The organism is Nioella sp. MMSF_3534 (assembly GCF_030732985.1).
Classification (GTDB): Bacteria; Pseudomonadota; Alphaproteobacteria; order Rhodobacterales; family Rhodobacteraceae; genus Nioella.
Genome location: NZ_JASHJX010000036.1, coordinates 38337 through 48210 on the forward strand (window position 1 = coordinate 38337; position 9874 = coordinate 48210).

The window sequence follows — 9874 nt, forward strand, 5'->3', positions numbered from 1 at the left end:
TGCCTAAAGCTGTTGGGGTCAAGGAGTCCGGGATCCATACGGGCCCGATCCGGCCAGAAAGGCCCAGAGATGAGCATTCGAGACCTGTTTCAGCCAACGATCCTGTTTGCCTTCGCTTTGATGGCGGTCATTGTCATGATGATCCTGCCGGTGCCCTCCTGGGTGCTGGATATTGGCCTCGCCATGTCTTTCGGGCTGGCCATCCTGATCTTCACCACAACGCTGTTCATCGAACGCCCGCTCGACTTCTCGGCCTTCCCGACGGTGCTGCTTGCATCCCTGATGCTACGCCTGTCGCTCAATGTCTCGTCCACCAAGCTGATCATCGGCCACGGCCATACCGGCACCGGCGCGGCGGGTGAGGTGATCGAAGGCTTCGCCATGTTCGTCATGGGCGGCAATGTGGTGATGGGGCTGGTGGTGTTCGGGGTGCTGCTCATCGTCAATTTCATCGTGATCAACAAGGGCGCGGCCCGCATGGCAGAGGTCGGTGCGCGGTTTGCCCTCGACGGGATGCCGGGCCGCCAGCTGGCCATCGACAGCGACATGTCGGCAGGCGCCATCGACCATGCCGAAGCCAAGGCGCGACGCGAAAGGGAACAGGCCGAAACGACGTTTTTCGGCTCGCTCGACGGGGCCTCGAAATTCGTCAAGGGCGACGCGATTGCCGGGCTGCTCATCACCCTTCTGAACCTGTGCATGGGGCTGGTCTTCGGGGTCGCGATTCATGGAATGCCGCTCAGTCAGGCCTTTGAAACCTATTCGATCCTGACGGTGGGGGACGGGTTGGTGTCGCAGATCCCCGCCGTGATCATCGCCATCGCCTCGGCCCTGCTGCTGGCTCGGGGCGGGACCACCGGGGCCACCGATGTGGCCCTTCTGACCCAGCTTGGCCGCCATCCCACGGCCCTGGCGACGGTGGCCGGTCTAATGGCGGTTTTCGCCATCGTGCCGGGCCTGCCCTTCCTGCCCTTCGTCATGGGGGCCATCGCGCTGGCAACAGCGGCTGTCTTCCGTGCGCGCGCGATGCGGGTCGAGGCCGAGGCCCTGCCCGCCGTGACCGAAGCTGACGATGCGCCGACCACCGACCGGATCGGAGATCTGTTGGAACTCGATGAAATCCACGTCCAGTTCGCCCCGGACCTGGTGTCCATGGCGCTTGACCCCGCCACCGGGCTCGACGCTCGCATCTTGTCGATGCGCGAACACATCGCGCGTGGCTTTGGCCTGATCCTGCCGGAAATCCGTCTGACCGATCGCGATGACTTGCCACCGGGCACCTACTCGATCCGCATTCACGGGGTCGAACACGCCCGCGCAAAGCTGGAAATGGAGGCGCTTTTACTGCTGAAAGCGGGCGACGAAAGCGGCCTGCCCGCCGGTCAGGACGTGGCCGAACCGGTCTATGGCGCGCCCGCGCGCTGGATTTCCCCGCGCGACCGGGAGGCTGCGACCCTTCAGGGTGCAACCGTCGTTGCCCCCGGAGAGGTGCTGGCCACGCATCTGCTGGAAACGCTGAAGAAAAACCTCTCTCGGCTGCTCAGCTTCAAGGCCCTGCAACGCCATCTCGATGCTTTCGTCGAACTGTCGGACCCGACCCGGTCCGAGGCCAATCGCCGCCTTCTGAATGAGCTCGTCCCCGACAAGGTGCCGATGGATGTGCTGCACGCGGTTCTGCGCCTGTTGCTCGCCGAACAGGTGTCGATCCGCAATCTGCCGCTGATCCTGGAGGCCATTGCCGAGATCCGCCCTGCCACCCCTCAGCCCGACCTGATCTGCGAACATGTCCGGCAGCGGCTCGGGTTCCAGCTGATCTCGGACCTCAAACGCGATGACGGAACCCTGCCGCTGGTGCAGTTGGCCGGACAATGGGAGGATATCTTCGCGCGCCACGAGGTGAAATCAGAAGGGGGCCTGCCCGAGATTGCCCTCACCCCCGACCTGTTCAATTCACTGGCCAAAGCCGTCGGCGACAAGATCGCGGCGGCGGGGGAAAAGGGCACTTACCCGGCGGTCGTCACGTCGTCCCTTCGCCGCCGCTTCCTGCGCACGGTGCTGCTGTCGCGAGGCATCCTCAACCCGGTCCTGTCCTTCGAAGAGATCGGGCTGGAGGCCAAACCCGCCCTTGTCGGTGTCGCCGCCCCATGACCGAGCTGCTGGCCCAGGTCCTTGGCATGACCCAAGCCTGGCTGCTGTCGGGGGGGCTGGTCTTCCTCAGGGTCGGCGCGGCCTTTCTGGTTCTGCCCGCCATTGGCGAACACTACATCCCCATGCGCATCCGCCTCGGCGCGGCGCTGGCGATGACGGTGCTGCTGACCCCGGCACTGGCCGCTCATCTGGTGCCCGCCGGGGCGAACACGCAGGATTTTGCAGGCTATGTCATGACAGAAACTGTTGCGGGGCTGTTGCTTGGCCTCGCGGTGCGCTTCATCGCCATGGTCCTGCAGATCGCGGGGTCGATGGCGGCGCAGGCCACGTCCCTGTCGCAGATCGCGGGCGGTGCCACGCCGGAACCGCAACCCGCCATTGCGGGGTTCCTGCTGCTCGCCGGGCTGACGCTGGCGGTCATGTCGGGGCTGCATGTGATGGTCGCGCGGATGTTGATGGAAAGCTATGAGGTATTGCCCGCTGGCCGGATGCCCCTTGCCCGCGATGTCGGTGCCTGGGGGGTGGACCGAGTGGGCCACGCCTTTTCGCTGGCCTTTTCGCTGGCCGCGCCGTTTCTGATTGCGTCCGTGCTCTACAACCTTGCGCTCGGGGTCATCAACAAGGCGATGCCGCAGCTGATGGTGGCCTTTGTCGGTGCGCCCGCAATCACTTTGGGAGGGCTGGTGTTGCTGCTGCTGACCACGCCGTTCCTGCTGCCCGTCTGGATGCAAGCCATGCAGGCCGCGCTGGCCAGCCCCATGGGGCCGCTGCCATGAGCGACGCGACCAGCCCCGACGACAAACCATATGACCCGACACCGGCGCGGCTGGAAGAGGCCCGTAAAAAGGGCGAGATTGTCCGGTCATCCGATCTCAACACCGCTGTGGTCTATGGCGGGTTCCTGCTGGCGCTCGCGCTGCTCGGTCCGTCGCTTGGGGCACAGGTGGGGCAATCTCTGGCGGTGTTGCTCGATCAGGCCCCGGAAATTGCCCAGTCCCTGCTGACCGCCGAGGGACAGGCCGCCGCCGGGGGCATCCTGTCTTCGGTCGCGCCCCCGGTTGCGGCGGTGATCGTCCTGCCCGGGGTGCTTCTGATCCTGGCGCTGTTCGCGCAGCGGGCCATTCTTTTCACGCCCTCGCGCCTGCAACCCAAACTGTCGCGGATCTCGATCCTGTCGAACGCCAAGAACAAGTTCGGCGCGAACGGGCTGTTCGAATTCGCCAAGGCCGCCGCCAAGCTGACCATCTATTCCGGGCTGCTGGCCTGGGTTCTGTGGTCGCGGCGCGACCGGATTCTGGCGGCGCTATTCGCAGACAGCGGGCAAATCCTGTCCGAGCTTGGGCAGCTGATGATGGATTTCCTGATGGCGGCCTTCGGACTGGCCCTGGTGATCGCGCTGGCAGACTACATGTGGCAGGTCGCGGCCCATCACAAGAAGCACCGGATGAGCAGGCAGGAACTGGTGGATGAGACCAAGACCCGCGAGGGCGACCCGCATGTGAAACAACAGCGGCGCGAACGGGGCACGCAGATCGCCATGAACAAGATGCTGAAGGATGTGCCCGCCGCCGACGTGATCGTGGTGAACCCGACCCATTACGCCGTGGCCCTGAAATGGGACCGGGATGCGGGCGAGGTGCCGGTCTGCGTGGCCAAGGGCGCGGATGAGGTGGCCGCGCGTATCCGCGAGGTCGCGGCCGAGCACGGCGTTCCGGTCTATAGCGATCCGCCGACGGCACGGGCACTTTTTGCCGCGCTGGAGATCGGCCAGGGCATCGCCCCCGACCACTACCGCGCCGTTGCCGCCGCGATCCGCTTTGCCGACCGGATGCGCGGCCTGGCGCGGGCACGAAGATGAGCCGGGGTGAAAAGCTCGACAGGCTCGCCCAGATTGCCGAGCTGAAGGCAACGCTTGCCAAGGGTGAGGCCGCGAATGCGCGGGCTGCGGCGGATGGGCTGGCTTTGGATATCCGTCATCTCCAGAACGACCGTCGCGCCATGGCCGCCGAAACACCCGACCCGGCCACCGCCCGCGCGCATGCCGCGTGGCTGCGTCACTGCGATGGCGCGTTGCGGGATCTGCGCGGGCAAGAGGCGCGGGTCAGGGCCGAGCTGGAGGGCAAGCTGGATCGCGCCCGGTACGAGGAAGGGCGGCGGCAGGTGTTGGAAAAGCTGAAATTTCAGGCGTCCTGACGGACGATATCCATGATCAGCACGTCATGGGCGACCGCGCCCAGAACCTGCCGCGCGGCCTCTCGCAGCCCTTCGCGCAGCGGGGCCATGGATTCCACCGCCGTGAAGCTGCCATCGAAGCCGCCCACATTGGCATGGGAGAACATGACCCGTAGCAGCGCGTCCCGCAGGCGCGGTTCGCGGTCATAGACCAGCTCGTTCTCGCCGCTTTCGACCTCGATCGTCAGGGTCAGAACCACCAGCGACCGCACGCTGCCATGACGGATCAGCGGCACCACGAACTGATTGTTGAGCCGCACATATTCATAGGGGCTGTTGGGGTCGGCCTCCTCCCCATGCCCGTCGGAGGTTCCATGTCCGTCATCCTCTTCCGCGCCGTGCCCCTCGTCATCGCCATGCCCGTCATCCTCTGCAGGGCTGTCGGCGGCGGTCTCCTCGCCACCGCCGGACATCATCTTGCCAGCGACAACGCCACCGCCGAGGCCAGCGAGCAACAGGAAGACGGGAAGCAGAAGGCGGATCATGGCAAGGCCTCAGAAGGGAAGGACGATATCGGCGATCTGCTGGCCATAGCGTGGCTGTTGCACATCGGTGATCTGCCCGCGCCCGCCATAAGAGATCCGGGCATTGGCGATGCGGTCATAGGTGATTTCGTTCTGGCGAGAGATATCGGCGGGGCGGACATAGCCGGTCACCAGCAGCTCGCGCAGTTCGAAATTCACCCGCACCTCCTGCGCGCCCTCGATGCGCAGCACCCCATTGGGCAGCACCTCGACCACGGTCGCGGCGATACGCAGGGCCAGCGCCTCGTTTCGGCGCACGCTGCCCTGACCGGCGGATTGCCCCGCACCGCTCAGTTCGACCGCGTTGGCCATGGAGGCCCCGTCGGGCAAATCCCCGTCGATGCGCTGCGGAATGCCGAACAGCTGCGGCACCCCCATCTGTTCCGACCCGCTGCGGGAGCGGTTGGTGGCGTTGGATATTTCGGCGCTTTCGTCGATCTCGATCACAACGGTCAGGATATCCCCGCGCTGACCGGCCCGCCTGTCGCCAAGCAGCGACTGCCGCCCGCCGGACCAGAGCGAGGCGGCGCGCACCGGGCCGTCATCCTCCAGCGCGGCGGGCAAGGGCTCGGTGCTCATGGCGTAGTACTGGTTGCCATCGGTCGTGGGCTGAAAATCGGGCCGGCGGCCCACTTCGGCCATGCGACCGCAACCCATCAGGGCCATCGGGACAAGGACGGAAACCAGCAGGATCAGGCGGGGCAGTGTCATGTGCATTCCTTCAAAAACCCGAGGAGACCTCGGCCAGACCAGCAGAAACCACGGTGGCCGTGACGGTGGTGCGCGAGGCAAGGTTGAGCACCCGCAGCCGTTCGCCAACCCCCGCCCGGTCCATGGCACGGCCTTCGGTCACGATCAGCAGGCCACCCTGGTTGTATTGCAGGGTGATGATTTCATTGCGGTTAACGACGGCGGGCGGCTGCAGGTCGATGGCACGGATCGGACGGCCGGGGTAGAGATTTACGCGTGCCTCCATGCCAATTGCGTCAACTGGATCAGACAAAGCGCCGGGCGTGTCGCCCTCGACCAGCACCACATCGGACGGGCCGATCAGCGACATCGACCTGATGGTGCCAGCGGCCACGACCGTGTCGGCCCCGGCGGGTGCGGCGAGCAGCAGGATCAGGGCAAGCCAGCGCATATCAACGGATCTGGGTCGTTGCGCCGAGCATCTGGTCGGCGGCGGTGATGACTTTGGCATTCAGCTCATATCCTCGCTGCGCCTCGATCAGATCCGTGATCTCGCGCACCGCATCGACGGAGCTGTCCTCCAGATAGCCCTGCCGGAGCGTTCCCAACCCGTCCTCTCCCGGTTGGCCCACGATGGGGGCGCCTGAGGCCGCGGTTTCCAGGAACAGATTCGCGCCCATGGCCTCCAGCCCGCGCGCATTGGAGAAATCCACCAGGTTGAACTGGCCCAACAGCTCCGGCTCGACCCGGTCGGCGAAATAGGCATAGACCTCGCCCTGCGCGTTGATCGAGATGCTGCGCGCGTCGTCGGGGATGGTGATGCCCGGCGCGACGGTAAAGCCCTCTGCCGTCACGATCTGCCCGTCGCCGGTGCGGTTGAGGCTGCCGTCGCGGGTATAGGCGGACTGGCCCGAGGGCAGTTCAACCTCCAGAAACCCTTCGCCTTCGATGGCGATATCGAGATCGCCGCCGGTCTGGCTGAGACTGCCCTGCGACAGCGTCACCGACACGGCGGCGGGCCGCACCCCAAGGCCGAGCTGCACCCCCGCGGGCACAATCGACCCGTCCGCCGCCGAGATCGTTCCGGCGCGCATCTGCTGCTGGTAATGCAGGTCCGCGAAATCGGCCCGGCGCGCGTTGTAGCCGGTGGTGTTCATGTTGGCGAGGTTGTTGGAAATGACCTCGACCCGCATCTGTTGGGCACTCATGCCCGTGGCAGCGATCATAAGGGCGCGCATGGGCGGGCCTCCTTCTGGTTAGACCTGGGCACCGGCAGTGCGCAGGAAGTTGCGGATCCGTTCATCTTCCTTCTCAAGGAAGCCCTGGCCCATCTCGTAGGCGCGCTGCACCTCGATCATGCGGGCGATCTGGGACACGGGATCGACATTGGAGCTTTCGACGAAGCCTTGCAGGATCGTGGCCTCGAGCATCGGCTGAACCGGGCCTTCCGTGCGGAAGCGAACCCCGTCTAAATGCTGCAGATCATTGGGATCGTCAGGCTGCCAAAGGCCAAGCTGGGTGATCGGGCGACCATCGGCTGAAAGCGTCCCGTCGCGCGCCAGCACCACGTTGCGCGCGTCGGGCGGGATGAAGATGGGCGCGCCACCGGCATCCAGCAGCAAGTGCCCGTCGGCATTGACCAATTCGCCCGCGTCATTCGGGGTGAAATGGCCCGCACGGGTCAGGCTTTCGCCCTCCGCCGATTGCAAAAGGAAGAACCCGTCACCTTCTATGGCGAAGTCGAACTGGCCGCCCGTCGGCTCGATATCGCCCTGCATCAGCCGGATATTCCGGCCCGAGGCATTGGCCATCGACAGCCCGCCCCCCGACACGCCCTCCAACCGGGCCACATGTTCGGCGAAAACAACGCCCTCGGCCCGGAACCCTGAGGTGGAGATATTGGCGATGTTGTTCGCCACCACCTGCATCTCGCGCATCAGACCCGACTGCCGGGTCAGGGCGGCCACCATGGCACTGTCCATCACATGCCCTCCATCAGCGGGATCAGCCGGTCGGTGAAATAGGTTGTCAGGGTCTGGGTCATGAAGCTCATCGACACCCAGAAGACCGCGAGGATCGCCGCCAGTTTCGGCACGAAGGTCAGCGTCATTTCCTGGATCGAGGTCAGCGCCTGGAAAAGGCCGACGATCAGACCCGCAACGAGCGCCACAGTCAGGATCGGGGTGGAGATCGCCACCGCCACCCAAAGCCCCTGGCGAAGCGTGTCGAAGAAGATCATCTCATCCATCAGACCGGCATCCTCAGGATTTCTTGGTACGCTTCGACCACCTTGTCACGGACGGTCACGGCGGTTTCCACGGCCAGTTCGGTCTGCGCGAGTGCGGTCACCAATGCATGCGGATCGGCCCCGGTGGTCAGGGCTGCGCGGGCGGTGTCCTCGCCCTGCTGGACGGTCTGGGTAAAGCTGCGCACGGCCTGCGAAAACACATCCGCCGCGCCGGTTTGCCCCTCGCCATCCTGCGCGGTCGGGCGAGCGGCGTTGCGGGCCTGCCCGTATCCCTGCGCGGCGAGTGAGGTTCTGATATCCATCCCGTGCCCTCCTTACCGGCGCAACAGATCGCTGAGCGATGACGACATCTGCCGGACTTGATCGAAGACCCTGAGATTGGCCTCGTAGCTGCGCTGCGCCTGTCGCGCGTCGGCAATCTCGACGACCATATCCACATTGGACCCGGCATAATGCCCGGTCTCATCGGCCAGCGGGTGCGAGGGGTCATAGACCTGCGGCAGGGGTGTCTGGTCGAGCCGCACACGGCCCGTGGCGACGGTGCCCGGCGTGGCGTCTGGCGCGCGGTCCGGTTCGAAACTGACCAGCTTGCGCCGATATCCGGGCGTGTCCGCATTGGCGATGTTTTCCGATACATGGGTGATGCGGCTGGCCTGGCTGCGCATGCCGCTTGCGGCAATTGAAAGCGCGGTGGAAAAACTCATCTCAATCGCTCCTTATCGGCCGAGGCTGGTGCGCAGCACGTTCATCGCCGAGCGATAGACATTCAGCGCGCGGCTGTGGTCGCGCTGTGCCTGAACGGAGCGAACCATTTCAGCCTCCAGCGAAACGGTGTTTCCATTGGGGGATTGGGGGCCGCCTGCATCCATGGTGCGGATGGGCAGGCGGGTGGGGTCCTGTCCGGCATTGGCGGTGCGAAAGACCTCCTCGAACGCGACGACATCGCGGGCGCGGTAGCCCGGCGTGTCGGCATTGGCGACATTCATCGCCACCTGCGTCTGCCGGGCAGCGGCGTGGCGGGCACGGGCCTGGGCCAGGCCGAAGATTTCCAAATTCTCGAACATCGGGGCTTCTCCCTCGATTGGATACACCAAGGCTTAACGATGATTCCTTTAGAAACCGTAAGCGCCGTTCCCGTTTTCCAACCGAAGGTTCCCGGATCATGCAGACATTCCTCGACCCGCTGCTGTCCCGTATCGGCCAGATGCGCCCGGTGCACGCGCTCGGCCAGATCTGCGAGCTTCAGGCAGATTCGCTCTGGATCGAGGGGCTGAACCGTGTCGCGGCGCTTGGTGACGCTGTGGCCCTTCCGGGCGGGCTACGTGCCGAAATCGTGCGTATGGTCGATAGCCGCTGTCAGGTTCTGCCAGAGGGCCGTGTCGATGGGCTTCGCCTTGGCGATCCTGTTCGTCATCTGGGGCCGGTCACGGTTGCACCGGGGGCGCATTGGATCGGGCGGGTGATCGACCCGGACGGGGCACCGCTGGATGGTCGACCGCTTTTTCCCGGCCCCGCACCGCGCGCCTTGCGCGCGCACCCCCCCGCCGCCACGTCCCGCCGGTCCTTGGGTGCGCGACTGCCGACGGGACTGTCGGTCTTCGACACGCTGCTGCCGATCGTGCAGGGCCAGCGGATAGGGTTGTTCGCGGGCAGCGGCGTGGGAAAATCGACGCTGCTCTCTCGCCTCGCGCGCGGGGTCGCGGCGGATGTGATCGTCATTGGCCTGATCGGCGAGCGCGGGCGCGAGGTCCGCGATTTCGTGCAAGACACTCTGGGACCGGACGGGTTGGCGCGATCCGTGGTCATTGCCGCCACCTCGGATCGGTCGGCACTGGTCCGCCAGCGCGCGGCCTGGACGACAATGGCCGTGGCAGAGTTCTTCCGCGATCAGGGCGCGCATGTGCTGCTGCTGGCCGATTCCGTGACCCGCTTCGCGCAGGCACACCGGGAAGTCGCCGTCGCCTCTGGTGAATCTGCCACGCTGAACGGTTATCCCGCGTCCATGGCGCAGGCGGTCATGTCGCTTTGCGAA

Annotated in this window: 14 protein-coding genes; 5 read left to right on the top strand and 9 right to left on the bottom strand. The window is 65.5% G+C overall.

Going from position 1 to position 9874, the window contains the following annotated elements:
- Nucleotides 1–69 precede the first annotated feature (69 nt).
- From flhA to RBB16_RS14935, 4 genes are read left to right on the top strand one after another with little or no spacing between them, the layout of a single operon-like run.
- Nucleotides 70–2148 (top strand): flagellar biosynthesis protein FlhA, encoded by a 2079-nt coding sequence (flhA, locus tag RBB16_RS14920; RefSeq protein WP_306046919.1) that lies wholly within the window; start codon nucleotides 70–72, stop codon nucleotides 2146–2148.
- Entirely contained in the window at nucleotides 2145–2924 is a 780-nt protein-coding gene (locus RBB16_RS14925) for a flagellar biosynthetic protein FliR (protein WP_306046920.1), read from the top strand. Before flhA ends, RBB16_RS14925 begins: the two co-directional genes overlap by 4 nt.
- Nucleotides 2921–4006 carry a flagellar type III secretion system protein FlhB gene (locus RBB16_RS14930; protein WP_306046921.1) on the top strand — a complete coding sequence of 362 codons (1086 nt, stop codon included), beginning with the start codon at nucleotides 2921–2923 and terminating at the stop codon, nucleotides 4004–4006. The genes RBB16_RS14925 and RBB16_RS14930 overlap by 4 nt, the downstream gene beginning before the upstream one ends.
- Nucleotides 4003–4341, top strand: coding sequence for a hypothetical protein (locus tag RBB16_RS14935; RefSeq protein WP_306046922.1), 339 nt, complete (start codon nucleotides 4003–4005; stop codon nucleotides 4339–4341). Before RBB16_RS14930 ends, RBB16_RS14935 begins: the two co-directional genes overlap by 4 nt.
- Here the strand turns inward: RBB16_RS14935 and RBB16_RS14940 are convergent.
- The 9 genes from RBB16_RS14940 to RBB16_RS14980 are packed head-to-tail and all read right to left on the bottom strand — an operon-like array spanning nucleotide 4329 to nucleotide 8906.
- On the bottom strand, nucleotides 4329–4865 hold the full coding sequence (locus tag RBB16_RS14940) for a flagellar basal body-associated FliL family protein (RefSeq protein ID WP_306046923.1): 537 nt from the start codon (nucleotides 4863–4865) through the stop codon (nucleotides 4329–4331). The two genes, RBB16_RS14935 and RBB16_RS14940, sit on opposite strands and share 13 nt — an antisense overlap.
- A gap of 9 nt (nucleotides 4866–4874) precedes the next feature.
- The gene (gene flgH / locus RBB16_RS14945; protein WP_306046931.1) at nucleotides 4875–5609 is read right to left on the bottom strand and encodes a flagellar basal body L-ring protein FlgH; all 735 of its coding nucleotides are present in this window, start codon (nucleotides 5607–5609) and stop codon (nucleotides 4875–4877) included.
- 16 nt (nucleotides 5610–5625) lie between these two features.
- Nucleotides 5626–6045, bottom strand: a complete 420-nt coding sequence (gene flgA, locus RBB16_RS14950) for a flagellar basal body P-ring formation chaperone FlgA (protein WP_306046924.1) — start codon at nucleotides 6043–6045, stop codon at nucleotides 5626–5628.
- A gap of 1 nt (nucleotide 6046) precedes the next feature.
- Nucleotides 6047–6832 carry a flagellar basal-body rod protein FlgG gene (gene flgG / locus RBB16_RS14955; RefSeq protein ID WP_127559791.1) on the bottom strand — a complete coding sequence of 262 codons (786 nt, stop codon included), beginning with the start codon at nucleotides 6830–6832 and terminating at the stop codon, nucleotides 6047–6049.
- An 18-nt stretch (nucleotides 6833–6850) separates the two neighbouring features.
- Nucleotides 6851–7576, bottom strand: coding sequence for a flagellar hook-basal body complex protein (locus tag RBB16_RS14960; protein ID WP_306046925.1), 726 nt, complete (start codon nucleotides 7574–7576; stop codon nucleotides 6851–6853).
- Nucleotides 7576–7842, bottom strand: a complete 267-nt coding sequence (locus RBB16_RS14965; RefSeq protein ID WP_306046926.1) for a flagellar biosynthetic protein FliQ — start codon at nucleotides 7840–7842, stop codon at nucleotides 7576–7578. The genes RBB16_RS14960 and RBB16_RS14965 overlap by 1 nt, the downstream gene beginning before the upstream one ends.
- Nucleotides 7842–8144 (bottom strand): flagellar hook-basal body complex protein FliE, encoded by a 303-nt coding sequence (gene fliE / locus RBB16_RS14970; RefSeq protein ID WP_306046927.1) that lies wholly within the window; start codon nucleotides 8142–8144, stop codon nucleotides 7842–7844. Before fliE ends, RBB16_RS14965 begins: the two co-directional genes overlap by 1 nt.
- Before the next feature lie 12 nt (nucleotides 8145–8156).
- On the bottom strand, nucleotides 8157–8546 hold the full coding sequence (gene flgC / locus RBB16_RS14975) for a flagellar basal body rod protein FlgC (protein ID WP_306046928.1): 390 nt from the start codon (nucleotides 8544–8546) through the stop codon (nucleotides 8157–8159).
- 12 nt (nucleotides 8547–8558) lie between these two features.
- On the bottom strand, nucleotides 8559–8906 hold the full coding sequence (locus tag RBB16_RS14980) for a FlgB family protein (RefSeq protein WP_306046929.1): 348 nt from the start codon (nucleotides 8904–8906) through the stop codon (nucleotides 8559–8561).
- Nucleotides 8907–9004: 98 nt separating this feature from the next.
- On the opposite strand from RBB16_RS14980, the gene fliI reads away from it, so the two are divergent.
- A partial coding sequence (gene fliI, locus RBB16_RS14985; protein ID WP_306046930.1) for a flagellum-specific ATP synthase FliI occupies nucleotides 9005–9874 on the top strand: 870 nt, incomplete at its 3' end.

What these genes read in the sequence shown, in the direction of transcription:
- RBB16_RS14925 (WP_306046920.1), top strand. Translation starts at nt 2,145, where the DNA reads ATGACCGAGCTGCTGGCCCAGGTCCTTGGCATGACCCAAGCCTGGCTG.
- flhA (WP_306046919.1), top strand. Translation starts at nt 70, where the DNA reads ATGAGCATTCGAGACCTGTTTCAGCCAACGATCCTGTTTGCCTTCGCT.
- flgA (WP_306046924.1), bottom strand. Translation starts at nt 6,045, where the DNA reads ATGCGCTGGCTTGCCCTGATCCTGCTGCTCGCCGCACCCGCCGGGGCC.
- RBB16_RS14965 (WP_306046926.1), bottom strand. Translation starts at nt 7,842, where the DNA reads ATGGATGAGATGATCTTCTTCGACACGCTTCGCCAGGGGCTTTGGGTG.
- RBB16_RS14980 (WP_306046929.1), bottom strand. Translation starts at nt 8,906, where the DNA reads ATGTTCGAGAATTTGGAAATCTTCGGCCTGGCCCAGGCCCGTGCCCGC.
- RBB16_RS14940 (WP_306046923.1), bottom strand. Translation starts at nt 4,865, where the DNA reads ATGATCCGCCTTCTGCTTCCCGTCTTCCTGTTGCTCGCTGGCCTCGGC.
- RBB16_RS14935 (WP_306046922.1), top strand. Translation starts at nt 4,003, where the DNA reads ATGAGCCGGGGTGAAAAGCTCGACAGGCTCGCCCAGATTGCCGAGCTG.
- RBB16_RS14960 (WP_306046925.1), bottom strand. Translation starts at nt 7,576, where the DNA reads ATGGACAGTGCCATGGTGGCCGCCCTGACCCGGCAGTCGGGTCTGATG.
- flgC (WP_306046928.1), bottom strand. Translation starts at nt 8,546, where the DNA reads ATGAGTTTTTCCACCGCGCTTTCAATTGCCGCAAGCGGCATGCGCAGC.
- flgG (WP_127559791.1), bottom strand. Translation starts at nt 6,832, where the DNA reads ATGCGCGCCCTTATGATCGCTGCCACGGGCATGAGTGCCCAACAGATG.
- RBB16_RS14930 (WP_306046921.1), top strand. Translation starts at nt 2,921, where the DNA reads ATGAGCGACGCGACCAGCCCCGACGACAAACCATATGACCCGACACCG.
- fliE (WP_306046927.1), bottom strand. Translation starts at nt 8,144, where the DNA reads ATGGATATCAGAACCTCACTCGCCGCGCAGGGATACGGGCAGGCCCGC.